Here is a 15,245-nt window from a genome sequence, read left to right as displayed (position 1 = left end):
AGCATTCTTCTGTCCTGTGCCAAAGAGTGTGCGGGGTCGCAAACGGTTTTCATCAGGAGCCGCCATGACACACCCCCAGAACCCCGCCAGACAACTGGCCCTGCTGCTGCCAGACAACCGCCCCGACCGCGAGGTTCTGGAACCCGGCGCCCTGCTGCTGCGCCAGTTTGCCGCCTCTTCTGCCGCCATTTATTTACAGGCTTTGCATGCGGTAGCCGAACAGGCACCTTTCCGCCACATGCACACGCCCGGTGGGGGTACCATGTCCGCCGCCATGACCAGTTGCGGGGCACTGGGCTGGGTCAGTTCCACACAGGGCTACGCTTACACCCCAGTGGACCCGCTGAGCCAGCAACCCTGGCCAGCCATGCCCGCCAGCCTTTTTGCCCTTGCACGCAATGCCGCACAAACAGCCGGGTATCCCGCTTTTACCCCCAATGCCTGCCTGCTCAACTGTTATCAGGATGGTGCCCATATGGGGCTGCATCAGGACAGGGATGAAGGGGATATGAACCAGCCTGTTGTTTCACTCTCGCTCGGGCGAACTGGTATTTTTATGTGGGGTGGACAAAACCGGCGCGACAGGGTGCGCACATTTGCCCTGGAGCATGGGGACGTTCTGGTCTGGGGTGGCCCAGCCCGCCTGCACTACCACGGTATTAAAGGGCTTGCCCCTGCCCCGCACCCGGTAACGGGGCTGACGCGCTACAACATGACCTTCCGCCATGTTGTGGCACCTTCCTGATCCCTTTTCCGGCCCGGAGAACCCGACATGCCCTTGCGCACCCTGCTGACCCGCCGCAAAGCCCTACATGCCGGGCTGGCACAGGCCGCCTGCCTTGCAGGCCTGCGCCCCCCGGCTTATGCCCAGCAAACCCCGTCCGCCCCCTTTGCCCCGGTGGAGGAGATTTTCCGCAAAGCCATACAGAATGGCAAAATGCCCGGAGCCGTTGCCGCCATAGGCCATGAAGGTCGCATGGTGTGGCACGGTGTTTTTGGGCAGCGCAGCCTGCTCCCCCAAGAGGAAGCCATGACATGGGGTACCATTTTTGACATGGCCTCCCTGACCAAGGTTCTGATAACGGCTCCTTCGGTCATGCAGTTTTATGAACGGGGCCTTATCGCGCTGGATACACCGGCCTGCCATTACCTTCCCGCATTTGCAGCCAATGGCAAGCAGGACATTACCATCCGCCAGCTTCTCACGCACTATTCTGGTCTTACACCAGATCTGGACCTGAGTTTTGCATGGCAGGGCAAGCAGACAGGGGTGCAGATGCTCATGAACAGCGCCCCCCAAACCCCGCCGGGCGAACAGTTTGTTTACAGCGACCTCAACTTTATAACGCTGGGCCTGATTGTGGAGCACCTGTCTGGCCAGACCCTTGCCACATACGCCATGGAGCATATTCTTAAACCTCTTGGTTTACACAATTCTTTTTTTCTTCCTGCCCCATCATACCAAAGCACTATCGCGCCCACGCAATATGATGAAAGCGGACATATGCTGCGCGGCATTGTACACGACCCAACAACCCGGCGCATGGGTGGGGTCGCAGGACATGCCGGGCTGTTTTCCTGCGCGCAGGATACAGTCTCTTACACACAGGCCATGCTGAACAGGCTGGCGGGCCTGCCCTCGACTTTTCCGCTACAGGCAGAAACCCTGTACCTTATGTCCACCCCCCAGCAGCCCGCTGGCAAAACCGACCTGCGCGGGTTGGGGTGGGATATAGCAACCCACTACTCCACGGCCCGCGGGGCTTACTTTCCTTCCTCCTCTTTTGGCCATACCGGTTTTACCGGTACGTCCCTCTGGCTGGTGCCCAACACCCGTAGTTTTGTGATGATTCTGACAAACCGCGTACACCCGCATGGGCAAGGCAATGTGGTCGCCCTGCGTCGGGATGTCGCCACAGCCGCAGCACTGGCCCTGCGCACGCTGGACCGTTAAAATCCAGCTTTGCCGCCACTTTCGGGGAAGGTTGAGCGGGTGTGTCATTCCTGCACCACCCAATGGTTATATTCGCCCATATATAGGTTTATGTGTGAGCGTATATAGACAGACCCCTCACGCGCCCGGCACAACAGTCATCCCCCTTGTGCCCCTCTCTACCCTGGACGAGCCTGATCCATGCACAACCGTTTCCATATATTTTTCGCCACAGGAACATTTAGCGCGCTACTGCTCACGACTTCAGCACTGGCGGCAGAACCTGTAACCTCAGGGCAACAGAGCACCACCGGCAAGCAGACTGCCATTAAGGCATCCGCCTCCCCCCCAAAAAAAATCATCGCCCCTCAAACAGCCAAAACCATGGCCCCTATTGCCGGGATTCTGGATGGCTCGAACGGTGAAACCATCAACGTGCATGGTCACCATGCCGCAGATGGCACCAGCGCCAGATACATGAACAAGATTGTCTATCTTGGCCCACTGGGAAACCGGGACACACTGGATACGCCCTACTCCGTTATGGGGGTGCCGCATGATGTTGTGGTCAACCAGCAGATCCGCAACATTAATGACATGGCGCAGTATCTGCCCTCTGTTCAGCTCGAAATTCGCGGGGACCCCAATACTTCCCGCCCGCAGTCACGCGGGTTTGAGGCCGATGTCTGGTCCAACTCCCGACTGGATGGGTTGAACGTGGTTTCCACCACCCCCTATGCAGGGGAATGGGTGGATAACCTGCAGGTGCTCAATGGTCTGTCTGGTGCAATGTACGGCCCCCAGAACCCTGCCGGCATGTTTGAATACACACTCAAACGCCCCACAGACCGACGGACCGAACGCCTTTCCGTTGGCGTAGATTCCATTGGCACTCCCACAGTTAACGGTGATATCTCAGGCCGGATAGGCAGGAATGGCTGGTTTGGTTACCGGCTGAACATGCTGCATGCCAATGGCACGGCCTATACACAGGACAGTTGGATACGGCGTGAGATGGTCAGCGGTGACTTTGACATCCATCTGGATGACAAGACCGTTATTGAACTCGACGCCAGCCATTATACTTACGTTGAGCGCGGCACAGCCCCTGGCTTTGCAGTGCAGGAAACGCCAACGAAATCGATTCCGTCTTATGTCAGCGCCCTCCCCACAGCTCCGGACCTGAGCAAACCCTATCTGGGGCAGGACTGGAGCGGCTATAATATGGAAACCAACACTTTTCTGGCCAAGATCAAGCACGAGATCAACAAAGACTGGAGCTTTACACTCGGCGGATTATATCAGGATGCCGCGCGCCAGTCTTTCGCTTCAAACGATACGCTTATCAATAATATCGGTGGCTACATCCAGTCTGTAACAGCTGCTGCAACAGCAAATGACTTCCGTACCGGCAGTAATATGGCGTATTTTAACGGGCGTGTTTATACAGGCCCTATCAAGCATGATCTGGTAATTGGTACAAATGGTTACATGTCAGGGACCTATAACCCGACCACACCTGGCACAACCGTCAATACGGTCACAGCGGCCGATCAGGCCAGCATCTACAATCCCATCAAAGTCGATGGCAAACAGCCTTATTACCATGGACGTTGGGAATCAGGACGGATCACGACACAGTCCTTTATTATTGGTGATACACTGACATTTGATAAACACTGGTCAATTCTGGGCACACTGGGCTGGAGCTGGATAGACCAGAGAAGCCCCAAAAGCAAAGCTGTACCCAGTCCTTTGGAAAAATCCGTTCAGGCCAGCGCTGCTTTCAGCCCGACTGTCAGCCTGCTCTATAAACCAACTGACAACCAGACCCTTTATTTTACTTATGCCCGCTCGGTTGAGCCCGGCGCTGTAGCCAATGCTTCCAATTCCAATGCGTACCAAACACAGCCTTTGATCCGCCCGGAAGAATATGAAGTTGGATACAAACTTCGCTACGGAAAAATGCAGTTTAACGTTGCAGGTTTCCGCATGACATCAAAATACGCAGCAAGCTACTGCCCCAGCGGCTCTACCTGCACCAATCCTGGTAACGGAACACAGTTGCCGCTGGAATATGGTTACGTTGGAACACAGCGCAACTATGGTGTGGAAGCTCAGATTTCTGGCGAGGTATTGCCTAACCTGTCCGTTCTGGCAGGTGTAACCTGGCTTGATGCGGAACTCATCAATAGTAAAACAAGCAAATATAATAATAAGGAAATCATCGGAGCAGCCCCGTTACAGGCTAACATGCTGCTGGATTACCGGCTGCCAGCGTCCCTCGGCTCCTTTGCTTCTGGCTGGGCATTCAATGCCAATGTGCACTACATGGGCAACCGTGCCGCAAACCTGACCAATACGCTCCATACAGGCTCCTACACCACGCTGGACCTGGGTACGCGTTACGCCTTCAATGTTGTCCGGTTCCCTTGGGTGGTGCGCTTTGGCGTCAGCAACGCCACAAACGAACGGTACTGGGCGTCGGTTTTTGCAGGCTCGCCCGGTGCGGTGTCCAACACACCCGAAACACTTTATGCAGGTCTCCCACGCATCTACCATTTCACCCTTTCCATGGAATTCTGAAGAATTCAGGGTTGAGTCGGAGTTTTTCCTTTCTCAACCCTGTTTCCTGATGCACGTGCAGACGCCAGATCTGCAACGCACATGCGATAGAAACAGCGTTTTCCCGGACCGCCAGAATAACTGAAAAAGATTACCCCTCCAGACTGACAGTTCTCGCCTGCCGCTCCATCCACTTCTGGGCCGAGACTTTGCGCGAGGCATCAAGCATCCGGTAAAGTGAGACCATATCCCGCTCATCGGGCGAGACGATCAGGTCAATATCTTCCTGCACATAACCAGTCAGAAACACTTCTGGCTCTACATGTAACAGTGCCGCCAGCTTGGGAATATGCTTACGCGCACTTCCCTCACGCCCCGTTTCCCAGAATGCTATGGCGGGACGTGACACACCTAGGGCGTCAGCAACCTGCTGTTGCGTAAGGCCCGCAGTTTTACGAAGAATTTTGATCCGCTGACCAAGTTCAACACTCGGCGAGATAACATAGTCCCGTGGAGCCATCTTAATTCCTCCATTTTACCACGTTGTGGCAGAATGCTTTTCCGGGAAAAATTCGTACCACATTAGAAAATACACAGAGCGTAAGTTGCTCCGCCTCAAATCCATGAGGGAAGCAGATAATCAATTACAATGGTGCATGTCTGTTACGATTATAATACAGGATCAATCATGTGCAACAAATTACAGGGGCTTAATTTTAAAATGTCTTCCCATGATCGAATTCTTGTGCCGACACGTTGTACGCTTGCATCGGGAAATAGAAAAATAAGTGTTATTTTTCTATTTATTTGTTGTTATACTAAAGAAGATATAAAATCGGGCATCGGGACTCACAGCCCGCTGGCCATGCCTGCCCCGACATTACCTGAACTTTAAAAATAAAATCGCTCCAGTCCATTCCCTACACATGAACGCACATGAAGACTCGGCTTCATTCCCTCTGCCCTCTCGCTATGTATGGGGTGAGCAGAGTGACCTGCCCTTCACTCGGCACGCCCGGAATTTGTATGTCGCAAGGTGTGTGCAAGAAAATTACCCACTGCCTGTAAAACCATAACCAGAGCCACCAGCACAGCCACAACCCCGAACATGACAGTCGTGTTGAAGCGCTGGTACCCATACCGGATTGCCAGATCACCCAGCCCCCCGGCCCCTATGGCCCCCGCCATGGCCGATGCACCCACAAGCGTTACCAGCGTAACCATAAAGCCCGAGATCAGCCCCGGCAGACTTTCTGGCAACAGCACATAACGCACAACCATCCACCGTGTGCCCCCCATGGCCCGTACGGCATCCACCAGCCCGGTATCCACCTCCCGCAAAGACACTTCAGCAATCCGGGCAAAATAGGGAATAGCCGCTATGGACAAAGGCACAATAGCTGCTGCTGTACCCAATGCCGTACCAACCACCATGCGGGTAAAGGGAATAAGCAGCACAAGCAAAATAATAAACGGCACGGCCCGCACCGCATCCACGACCCCACCCACCAAGCGGGATAACAGCGGGAGCGGATACAGCCCCGATGGGGACGTAAGAACAAGCAGCACAGCCAGCGGCAGGCCACCAGCAACCGCCAGCGCTCCGGAGGCCAGAACCATTTCCAGTGTTTCAGCCGTAGCGCGCCAGAGCAGATCAAGAATGAGCCGGGACATATCCAATTACCTCGGCTGCACAGGCATGCGCCTGAAGAGCGTTCATGGTTGCGACGGAAAGACCATCTGTTTGCACCACCACATCCACCAGCCCCTCTCCTTCCGGGCTGGGAAAAGTATGCAGCAGGGCAAAACTGGCCTGACACTGCTGCTCCAGCGTGTGAAGCAAAGGAGTAAACACGGCCTGTGTGGCCACGGTCAGGCGCACAATGGCGTGGCTGCCATCTTGCGGGGTCTGGCTGAGATTGGGCGGCAGAACGGCGGCCAGCTGGTTGGCGTCCAGAATATCAGCCGGTTTGCCGCGGCTGACAATGCGCCCTTTTTCCAGCACAAGCACCTGTTGCGCCAGACTGCGCACCACATCCATTTCATGCGTGATAAAAACAACGGTCAGGCCCAGCGCACGGTTAATATCGGCCAGAAGCGCCAGAATGGTCTGGGTTGTCTCCGGGTCCAGCGCCGAGGTTGCTTCATCACACAGTAACAGGGCCGGGTGTGCGGCCAGTGCCCGTGCAATGCCAGTACGCTGCTTTTGTCCGCCAGAAAGCATGGCCGGGTATTTGCCTGCGTGGTCCGCCAGACCTACAAGGTCCAGCAGTTCCATTACGCGTTTGTTGCGTTCGACTTTGGGCAGACCGGCAATTTGCAGTGGCAGGGCAACATTGGCCGCAATGGTGCGCGCGTTCAGCAGGTTGAAGTGCTGAAAAACCAGCCCGATCCTGCGCCGCAGCAGAACAAGCTTTGCCTCGGGCAGGATGGCCATATCCTCCCCTTCCAGCAGTATTCTGCCAGACTGGGGACGGTCCAGACCGCTCAGGCACCGCAACAGCGTGGATTTACCTGCTCCTGAGCGGCCAATAATACCCAGCCGCTGCCCCTTGGGCACCGTAAACGAAATATCGTGCAGGGCAGGCTGGCCGCCAAAGGAACGGTTAAGGCGTTCGACTTCTAAAAGGTTCATGGCCAGGAGGGCAGCACAGCGCCATGAAACGCCTTATCCAGAGCCTGCCGCACATTGGGCTGCTGATAAGCGTGTACCAGCTTGGCAACCCACGGAGCGGATTTATCGGCTGCGTTCACGGCTATAATGCAGATATACGGGTTATTACCGGCTGTTTCCTGCGCAATGCGTGTTTTTTCAATATCCACGCCAACCTTTTTGGCCCAGTCCGTATTGATCACGGCACCATCCAGATCGGTCAGGGCACGCCCCACCACACCGGCATCAAGCTCGCGGATACTGATGTTATGGGAGTTTTCCGTAATATCAAGCGCTGTCGGGGTGTTCCCCGCATCCGCCGCAAGTTTGATCAACCCCAGTTTTTGCAGCAAAAGCAGGGCGCGCCCTTCGTTTGTCGGGTCATTGGGCACGCCAATCACAGCCTTGTCTGGCAGGTCTGCAACAGATTTCCAGCGTGTTGAGTAAAGCCCGATCGGTGCCACATAGGTATGCCCAACCGGCACAATCCCATACCCTTTGGCCTTGTTCTGGGCATCCAGAAAAGGAGTGTGCTGGAAGGCGTTGGCATCCAGCTCATGCTCCGCCAGCGCTTCGTTCGGGGCATTATAGTCTGAAAAAGTGACCAGCTTGAGTTCCAGCCCATCCCGGGCGGCATTGGCCGCCACCACAGGCCACACGTCCTCATCTTCCCCTGCCATAATGCCTACGCGCAGAACCTGCGGCGCGGCATAAGCGGTCTGGCCCGCCAGAGCACATGCAAAAGCCATGCTCCCAGCCAGTACAGCCCGACGGGAAAGAAGGAAAGAAACCATCGCTGACAAACCCCGCTATAAGGAAAGGGAAGAGACAACACAATAAATCACTATCAGTTCTGCTTGAATAAAATATAGCACCCGATTGTCAAGTTTATTTGTGATATCCCGCCCCCCGACCCGCAAAGGTAATACGGTTTTTACCCGGAAGCACTCCGCGCAGACCTTTACAAGCCCGCTACCCGATATAAGCCAGACCGTCTGGCAAAAGCTTGCCGGGGTTGAGAATGTTCCGTGGGTCCAGAGCAACTTTTAATGTTCTCATCACCCCAAGGGATTGCGCGCCATGTTCCCGTTCCAAAAACTCCAGCTTACCAATCCCCACACCGTGCTCTCCACTGCATGAGCCATCAAGCGCCAGTGCGCGACCAACAATTTTACGGTCGAGCTCCAGCGCCTTTGCACTCCCTTCGGGGGTGTCTTCCGTCATGATCAGTGTATGAAAATTACCATCCCCAACATGACCAAGAATGGCAACCTGTAACCCGGATGCCTCAATATCAGCCTTAACCCCCACAATAAGGGGAGCCAGCTGAGAAATAGGCACAATGCAATCCGTGCTGATCACCCTGAAACCCGGATAAAGCGCCTTAACGGCCCAGAACGCGTTATGCCGCGCCTTCCACAGCCGGGCCCGTTCATCGGGTGTGTCTGCCCAGGCAAAGCCAAGGCCGTTATTGTCCCGGGCCAGAGCTTCGGTCATGTCCACCTGTTCCCGCACAGAGGCGGGAGCCCCTGCAAATTCAAAAAACAGGGTCGTCATCGGCCGCAGTTCATCCAGCCCGGAATAGCGGATGCTGGCTGCCATCTGCACGTCGTCCATCAGTTCCACGCGTGCAATCGGCACCCCGACCTGAATCACTTCCACCGCAGTACGCACCGCATCTTCCAGATTTTCAAACTGGCAGATCGCAGCCGAAAGCTGCTCGGGAATACCGTGCAGACGCAACTGGACTTCCGTAATAATGCCCAAGGTCCCTTCCGACCCGATGAACAGGGAGGTCAGGTCATACCCGGTAGAGGATTTTCTTACCCGTCCACCTGTTTTTATAACCTCTCCATTTGCCATAACGACTGTCAGGCCAAGCACATTTTCTTTCATTGTGCCGTAATGCACCGCAGCAGTACCCGAAGCACGGGTTGCGCACATACCCCCTAACGTGGCCTCACCACCCGGGTCCACGGGAAAGAACAGTCCCGTGTCACGCAAACGGATATTAAGTTCCTGCCGGGTCAGCCCTGCCTGTACGCGGCAGTCCATGTCATCCGCATTCACCTGCAGAACCCCGGTCATTCTGGACAGATCGAGGCTCACGGCATGTTCAGGCGGAGTGACATGCCCTTCCACCGATGTACCAGCCCCAAAGGCTACAACAGGCACATAAGCTTCGTGGCATAAGGCCAGAACAGTCGAGACCTCTTCCGTTGTTTCGGCAAACACAACCGCTGCGGGCAGGCGCGCCAGTTCCAGCGCCTCGCCATGGCTGTGCGCTTCACACACGGACTGGTTCGTGGAGACCTTGTCCCCCAGATAATCCTTCAATTGCACCAAAACAGCAGAAACACGCGCCGCTGCATGGGGAATAAAAGAAACGTTGGTCATTTTTTCTTCCCCAGTCTTTACTGAAAAAATCTACTTAGTCCGGCTATAGATATCATCAAACCGCACAATGTCATCCTCACCCAGATATGAACCGGACTGAACCTCGATCAGGGTAACAGGCATGCAGCCGGGATTTTCAAGCCTGTGCAGACTGCCCAGTGGCAGATAGATGCTCTCGTTCTCCCGCACGATCACCTGCTCCACACCACGCGTGACAAGGGCTGTGCCTTCCACAACCACCCAGTGCTCAGCCCGGTGATAATGTTTTTGTAACGAGAGCTTCTGCCCCGGCTGGACGACAATTTTCTTGACCTGAAAACGATGCCCTGCTGTCAGGGCCTCATAATGCCCCCATGGCCGATAGGTCAGGCGATGCGTGTCCGCTTCGGGCATATTGTTTTTTTTCAGGTGTTGCACAAGGGTTTTAACATCCTGCGCCCGGTCCTTACTGGCAACCAGAACCGCATCCTGCGTTGCCACAACCACCAGATTATCCACGCCCAGAACAGCCGTGAGCAATCCATCGGTACGCACGTAAGACCGGGCCACATCCTCTAGCTGCACGTTGCCGTGTATCACGTTGCCCTGTGCATCCTTGTGCCCCAGCTCCCACAAGGCGTCCCAGCTCCCCACATCCGACCAGCCAAAACTGCCCGGCACAACGGCCGCCTTGTCCGTGCGTTCCGCCACGGCATAATCAACCGAAATATCGGGAGAGCGGGAAAAACTGTCCGGGTCCAGTCTTTCAAAATCCATATCTGTCTTACGCTTTTGCACGGCCTCCTCAACACAGGCATATAGATCAGGTTCGTAACGCTGCATCTCGGCCAGAAAAGTCGCGGCACGGACAACAAACATGCCCGAGTTCCACAAATACCCTCCCTGCGCCAGAAAAACGGCTGCTTTGTCCTTATCCGGTTTTTCCACAAACTGGGTGACGGCATAAACTTCGGACATGCCCGCAAGAGCTTCACCCTGCTCAATATACCCGTAGCCTGTTTCCGGCCGGGTTGCGGTCATGCCGAATGTGACAACATAGCCCGCTCTGGCTGCAGCTACCGCATGTTCAAGAGCAACATGCAGTTTGTGTACATCCTGAATAGCCGCATCCGCAACCATGACCCACAACACAGCATCGGGGTTATGTTCGGCCACCACAAATGCAGCGGCTGCAATGGCCGGGGCGGAATTACGGCCAACGGGCTCCAGGATAATCCGGGCATCGTAGATACCCACACCGCGGAGCTGCTCGGCAATAACAAAGCGGTGCTCGGCATTACAGACAACAACCGGGGCCGCCACCCCCTTGGCCTGCCCCCGCAAAGCCGTATCCTGCAAAAGTGTGAAATCGGTTAGCAAGGACCAGAACTGCTTGGGAAAGCTCCCACGGGAGACGGGCCACAACCGGCTCCCAGCCCCACCAGACAGAATAACCGGCACAATATCGGGCACGATCTTCTGCTCCGGGCCGTCACCGGTTCCGCCTTTGTCACCAACCATGCTCGCATCCCCCAAGCCTTACGGCGCGCTATAGCCCTCCTTCTTTCCGTAATACAGGCATACGGCCATGACAATCATTCACGCTCTTCCTTAACGTGGAAAAAACACTGCCTCACCCAATGCATAACAAATGCGCTTTCATTGATATTTTATTTCCTATTTCGATATGTATTTATTGAGTACTATTCTTTAATAAGAAAAACCTGATACAATTACCTTACCATCAACGGCATATCAAAATCCGAAACCACAATACGATCCCATTATCCCCCAGAAGAGAGAGATTCAGAAAAAGATAATAATTCAAATAAATTTCGGGGCTCACTTTTCAAACATCCCCATTGCCGAGACCGAGAAATTTTTTATACTAAAAAATCTTATATTTTATTAGTGACCAACAAAGGATGTCTGGTGAGATGATTAGGGACAACATGCCATCACCTAATGCTGCATCACCTTTAGGTACCAGACCGTACCTCAAATCAGTCTTACGGAATGTGGTTGTCAATGCGCAGGTTGGTTTGCACCCATGGGAACTCCACCCAGAAAGACCAACACGGCTTTGCGTTAATGTCGAAATGTTTGCATGGTTGACTGGCGTAAAAGCACACGACAAAGACCTTTACATTGATTACGATCCAGTCCGGAACGCCATCATCAAATGGCCGGAACGACCACACACACCCCTGCTGGAAACCCTTGTCAGGGAACTGGTTGAGGTTTGTTTTGGAAACCCATTAGTGGATGCGCTCCGTATCTCCATCACTAAACTTGATATCTTTAACGAAGCAGACGGAGCTGGTATTGAGATTTGTGGTGAGCGCTCTGAGCTACTGCCCGAAGGTAATGTAAACAGGAAAAACCATGACCAGTCGCGATCAGAATAACAATGCCCGGGTTGCTCTTGTAACTGGAGGAGCAAAGCGCATCGGAGCTGTTCTTTCGCAGGATCTTGCCCGGAACGGCTGGAAAGTTGCCATTCAGTATAATCACTCAGAACAGGAAGCTCTTGAACTTGTAAACTCTCTGACCTCCATGGGTTACGAGTGCTTTGCTGTTCATGCTGACTTTAATAATCGCGAACATGTTCAAAATCTTATTCCGGCAGTTGTCGAACGTTATGGTGCCATAGACGTCCTTGTTAACAATGCTTCTAATTTTGAATACGATAATATTGACTCACTGACTTATGATTCATTTGACAAGCATATGGAGCCCAACCTCACGGCGCCACTTTTCCTATCAAGGGATTTTGCGCGTGCGCCAGGGAATATTGATGACCGCTGCATCGTGAATATTCTGGATCACAAGGTTAAAAGCCTTAATCCTGATTTTCTTTCCTACACGATCAGCAAAGCGGCACTGCTGTGCGTGACACAGGTCCTGTCCATGGCCTTTAAATCCAAGATCCGGGTCAACGCCATTGCCCCCGGCCTGACATTAAGAAGCGGCAAGCAGACAGACGAAGGTTTTGAACGTGCCTGGCGTGCCACACCACTCGGTCGCAGTTCCACTCCGGAAGAAATTTCCGCATGCCTGAGTTTAATTCTGTCGGCCGCATCCATGGTTGGGCAGGTCATCTACCTTGATGGGGGAGAAAGCCTTATCAACCGCGTAAGAGACGTAGCGTTTGATACAACGGTCATTTGAATATCAGTTTTTGCAAATTTCGGGCATATAAAGGGAAATACTATAATAAATTGATCTTTCCTGTACCCATCTTCAGATCAATGCTTTTATATTGCCCTTCCGGTAGCTCATGCCATTACTGACATGGATACTCTTTGTCGGACGATAGAAGAGTTTTTCCTGCTCAGTGCTGCCCGAAACATTACCCGGCATCCATGCCAGCCGTTCCAAATTATACTATACCTCAGCTTCAGTCGAATTAACGGAATGAACCTGCAATCCTTACATTGATACCGATTTACAAAAAGATGAATGCCAGACAGATATCATCATAAACCCGAACTCTCAGGGCCAATGGCAATTCCTCCCCCAGTCTTGATGATAAAAACAAAGACGGAAGGCTCGAAAACCCCTCTGATTCTAAGCAGGTTTCTGTAATTCCATTTTCACCTATTAAGGATGAGATGGCATAAAGCAACCCGCCCAGATCTGAATAAGGTTCTGGCCTCTGCGGAAAACTGCCGAATTATGCACCCGATGCATAAAGGCTTTCATCTCTTCAACAGGGATTGCCCGGTTGATGCAGACCTGAAGCTTTTCTGCCAGTCTTTGTCTGAGTTCCATTCAGATACCATCGAATGCTGAAGCCAATCCGGGACCTTCTGCTTCTGCGATCGTATCTATGACTGGTTTTGAGGGAACGAACATGATGCTGACCCGCGAAGGGTGCCAAATCAGCAGGAACACGTGATTGAGATACCAACTGTAGCACCATACAAACCCTGTAGGGTATAGGTAGAACAGCGACCTTTTTGTAACACAAGCATGTTACACTGTAAGGACAGGCAAATCTGATTTTTATTAAAAATCAGAGCCTTACAAACCATGGTATCCCGTACGGGATTCGAACCCGTGTTGCCGCCGTGAAAGGGCAGTGTCCTAGGCCTCTAGACGAACGGGACAGAGGCAATGACCAGTCTCCTACTGTAAAATCTTCCCCGACACAAGCTTAATTACTGAATATGGAAGCCAACAGGTATCCGGCCCGTAACCACAGCGGATTCAGGAGGTGTGCAATGGAGATTTTTAACGGTTTGCAGCGCCTGATCATCCAGATCATCATACCCTGTGCTTTGCACCAGCCTTGCGGCAATCACCTGCCCCTTGGCGTTGATACTGACTTCGGCCACGGCCTCGCCCTCTTCATGCAAATGGCGTGCAGATACGGGGTAGTGTGATTCGGGGGCAGAGCAGGAAAGCTGAAAACCCCCTTTCTGCCCGACAGCAGCAGCGCTGGGCCGTGTCGCTGCGTGCCCACCCGTTGCCGCCATATCCGTTTTCGCATGGGTGGGGGCTGTTGTATTGCCTTCACCCATATGCGCTACCTCCGACGGCGCTTTGGTAATTGCATGTGCGCTTTTATCGTGTTGCATGACAGGGGAGGACTGAAGCAGTTTTTTGGGCACAGCAGAGGCAGGAGGAAGATGCTCAACCTCAGCCTTGACGGAAGGGGGCAGAACCTGCGCTCCGCTCTGTGTCAGGAATTGCGAGTCCATATCCGGCATATCTTCCATGAGCGGAGCAGGCTGGCTCTGGAGCGTGGGGGCTGTTTGCCCCGCCTGTGCCTGTTCGGCCTCAGGCAATGGAGTTCTGGGCGCTTCAAACAGCATGGAAACCGCAGCAGGCTGCCGTGTACCGGTCTGGGGAGAGACAGTCATGATCAGCCACGCAGTCATGGCTACATGCGCCACAACCGCCACGGCAAAAGCCACCAGCCAGACAAGCCTGTGCTCGTCAGACAGCCCGATAGCCAGCCCGCGTGGCCTGAACGCTCCAACAGAACACCCCACAGGCGCGCATGACACGGGCTTGTGGTCAAGCTCAACCCGTTCCTGTCTGTCTGTATGCCATCTGCTCACGGTGCTGCCTCCGCCCGGAATTATGGCATAGCCCTGTTTGATTTGACAGGGCGGTTCATAAAAGCGCAAACATGGCGCAACCATGGCAAAGCGCCTGTGTGTCTCTGACTGTTGAAAAGCTTCTGATTCGCCTCATGCTCCGTCGTAACCCCATCATTCGCGCGCTGCTCTTATGGCCGCTGGTCATGGTTACGCTGACGGGTCTTTTAGGGCTGATGGCGCTGCAGTCACTTTCCCTGCCGGAAGAACTCCCCCGTGCGACACTGATCCGGCTGACAGGCATCGATATTGCCCCGCGCGCGCAGCAACTGCCAAGCACACAGACGCACTGCGCCTCCCTGCCCGGGAGCAGTGGCATGCACAGCGTGGCCAGTGCACACAAAAACCAGCAGCAGCACCCCGCCCATCACCATAATGAGGCAAGCTGCCCCCTTTGCCCCTTGCTGGCGTTTTTTGCAGCCCTTCCTGCTGTTTTCCTGCTTCTACCTGCCCCTGCCCTGCGCTGGATCCGCCGGGGCAGCGCTGCCTCCGCCCCACGGGCGCCACCCATTTGCATTCTGGGCCTGCCCCCGTCGCGCGGACCACCCTTTACCCTGCTTCAGGCTTCCTGAAACCTCGCTCTCCGCTTTGCTGCACCATGCTGCGCGTG

General features: G+C 54.1%; 13 protein-coding genes and 1 tRNA gene. 6 read left to right on the top strand and 8 right to left on the bottom strand.

Annotation, left to right across the window (positions count from 1 at the left end; genetic code table 11):
• The first annotated feature begins 64 nt into the window (after positions 1-64).
• The 3 genes from alkB to AB2L51_RS10970 all read left to right on the top strand — a co-directional run bounded on the left by alkB (position 65) and on the right by AB2L51_RS10970 (position 4,519).
• On the top strand, positions 65-745 hold the full coding sequence (alkB, locus tag AB2L51_RS10980; RefSeq protein ID WP_395582557.1) for a DNA oxidative demethylase AlkB: 681 nt from the start codon (positions 65-67) through the stop codon (positions 743-745).
• 27 nt (positions 746-772) lie between these two features.
• Complete coding sequence (locus tag AB2L51_RS10975) at positions 773-1,954, top strand: serine hydrolase domain-containing protein (protein WP_395582558.1); 1,182 nt, start codon at positions 773-775, stop codon at positions 1,952-1,954.
• Between the two features lie 180 nt (positions 1,955-2,134).
• Positions 2,135-4,519: a TonB-dependent siderophore receptor gene (locus AB2L51_RS10970; protein ID WP_395582559.1), complete on the top strand. Its 2,385-nt coding sequence runs from the start codon at positions 2,135-2,137 to the stop codon at positions 4,517-4,519.
• A 130-nt stretch (positions 4,520-4,649) separates the two neighbouring features.
• Here the strand turns inward: AB2L51_RS10970 and AB2L51_RS10965 are convergent, their stop codons facing one another.
• From AB2L51_RS10965 to AB2L51_RS10940, 6 genes are all read right to left on the bottom strand, one after another.
• Positions 4,650-5,018, bottom strand: a complete 369-nt coding sequence (locus AB2L51_RS10965; RefSeq protein ID WP_395582560.1) for a helix-turn-helix domain-containing protein — start codon at positions 5,016-5,018, stop codon at positions 4,650-4,652.
• Positions 5,019-5,500: 482 nt separating this feature from the next.
• On the bottom strand, positions 5,501-6,172 hold the full coding sequence (locus AB2L51_RS10960) for a methionine ABC transporter permease (RefSeq protein WP_395582561.1): 672 nt from the start codon (positions 6,170-6,172) through the stop codon (positions 5,501-5,503).
• Positions 6,153-7,133 (bottom strand): methionine ABC transporter ATP-binding protein, encoded by a 981-nt coding sequence (locus AB2L51_RS10955; protein WP_395582562.1) that lies wholly within the window; start codon positions 7,131-7,133, stop codon positions 6,153-6,155. Before AB2L51_RS10955 ends, AB2L51_RS10960 begins: the two co-directional genes overlap by 20 nt.
• Entirely contained in the window at positions 7,130-7,945 is an 816-nt protein-coding gene (locus AB2L51_RS10950; protein WP_395582563.1) for a MetQ/NlpA family ABC transporter substrate-binding protein, read from the bottom strand. Before AB2L51_RS10950 ends, AB2L51_RS10955 begins: the two co-directional genes overlap by 4 nt.
• A gap of 178 nt (positions 7,946-8,123) precedes the next feature.
• Entirely contained in the window at positions 8,124-9,548 is a 1,425-nt protein-coding gene (locus tag AB2L51_RS10945; protein WP_395582564.1) for an FAD-binding oxidoreductase, read from the bottom strand.
• Between the two features lie 30 nt (positions 9,549-9,578).
• Entirely contained in the window at positions 9,579-11,048 is a 1,470-nt protein-coding gene (locus AB2L51_RS10940; RefSeq protein ID WP_395582565.1) for a mannose-1-phosphate guanylyltransferase/mannose-6-phosphate isomerase, read from the bottom strand.
• A gap of 416 nt (positions 11,049-11,464) precedes the next feature.
• Here AB2L51_RS10940 and AB2L51_RS10935 point away from each other — a divergent pair, with 416 nt between their 5' ends.
• Entirely contained in the window at positions 11,465-11,935 is a 471-nt protein-coding gene (locus AB2L51_RS10935; RefSeq protein WP_395582566.1) for a dihydroneopterin aldolase, read from the top strand.
• Complete coding sequence (locus AB2L51_RS10930; RefSeq protein WP_395582567.1) at positions 11,913-12,698, top strand: SDR family oxidoreductase; 786 nt, start codon at positions 11,913-11,915, stop codon at positions 12,696-12,698. Before AB2L51_RS10935 ends, AB2L51_RS10930 begins: the two co-directional genes overlap by 23 nt.
• An 865-nt stretch (positions 12,699-13,563) precedes the next feature.
• Here AB2L51_RS10930 and AB2L51_RS10925 read toward each other — a convergent pair.
• Positions 13,564-13,639, bottom strand: a tRNA-Glu gene (locus AB2L51_RS10925).
• Between the two features lie 51 nt (positions 13,640-13,690).
• Positions 13,691-14,596, bottom strand: coding sequence for an energy transducer TonB (locus AB2L51_RS10920; protein ID WP_395582568.1), 906 nt, complete (start codon positions 14,594-14,596; stop codon positions 13,691-13,693).
• A 71-nt stretch (positions 14,597-14,667) separates the two neighbouring features.
• On the opposite strand from AB2L51_RS10920, the gene AB2L51_RS10915 reads away from it, so the two are divergent.
• Positions 14,668-15,207, top strand: a complete 540-nt coding sequence (locus AB2L51_RS10915; RefSeq protein WP_395582569.1) for a DUF2946 domain-containing protein — start codon at positions 14,668-14,670, stop codon at positions 15,205-15,207.
• Positions 15,208-15,245 lie beyond the last annotated feature (38 nt).

It is taken from the genome of Acetobacter fabarum (genome assembly GCF_040702925.2).
GTDB lineage: Bacteria > Pseudomonadota > Alphaproteobacteria > Acetobacterales > Acetobacteraceae > Acetobacter > Acetobacter fabarum_B.
This window is presented reverse-complemented; position numbering and strand designations above follow the sequence as displayed.

Excerpts from the sequence above, each read along its gene's own strand:
- AB2L51_RS10935 (WP_395582566.1), top strand. The coding sequence starts at position 11,465 with ATGATTAGGGACAACATGCCATCACCTAATGCTGCATCACCTTTAGGT.
- AB2L51_RS10950 (WP_395582563.1), bottom strand. The coding sequence starts at position 7,945 with ATGGTTTCTTTCCTTCTTTCCCGTCGGGCTGTACTGGCTGGGAGCATG.
- AB2L51_RS10965 (WP_395582560.1), bottom strand. The coding sequence starts at position 5,018 with ATGGCTCCACGGGACTATGTTATCTCGCCGAGTGTTGAACTTGGTCAG.
- AB2L51_RS10970 (WP_395582559.1), top strand. The coding sequence starts at position 2,135 with ATGCACAACCGTTTCCATATATTTTTCGCCACAGGAACATTTAGCGCG.
- AB2L51_RS10940 (WP_395582565.1), bottom strand. The coding sequence starts at position 11,048 with ATGGTTGGTGACAAAGGCGGAACCGGTGACGGCCCGGAGCAGAAGATC.
- AB2L51_RS10930 (WP_395582567.1), top strand. The coding sequence starts at position 11,913 with ATGACCAGTCGCGATCAGAATAACAATGCCCGGGTTGCTCTTGTAACT.
- AB2L51_RS10915 (WP_395582569.1), top strand. The coding sequence starts at position 14,668 with ATGGCGCAACCATGGCAAAGCGCCTGTGTGTCTCTGACTGTTGAAAAG.
- alkB (WP_395582557.1), top strand. The coding sequence starts at position 65 with ATGACACACCCCCAGAACCCCGCCAGACAACTGGCCCTGCTGCTGCCA.
- AB2L51_RS10975 (WP_395582558.1), top strand. The coding sequence starts at position 773 with ATGCCCTTGCGCACCCTGCTGACCCGCCGCAAAGCCCTACATGCCGGG.
- AB2L51_RS10945 (WP_395582564.1), bottom strand. The coding sequence starts at position 9,548 with ATGACCAACGTTTCTTTTATTCCCCATGCAGCGGCGCGTGTTTCTGCT.
- AB2L51_RS10955 (WP_395582562.1), bottom strand. The coding sequence starts at position 7,133 with ATGAACCTTTTAGAAGTCGAACGCCTTAACCGTTCCTTTGGCGGCCAG.
- AB2L51_RS10960 (WP_395582561.1), bottom strand. The coding sequence starts at position 6,172 with ATGTCCCGGCTCATTCTTGATCTGCTCTGGCGCGCTACGGCTGAAACA.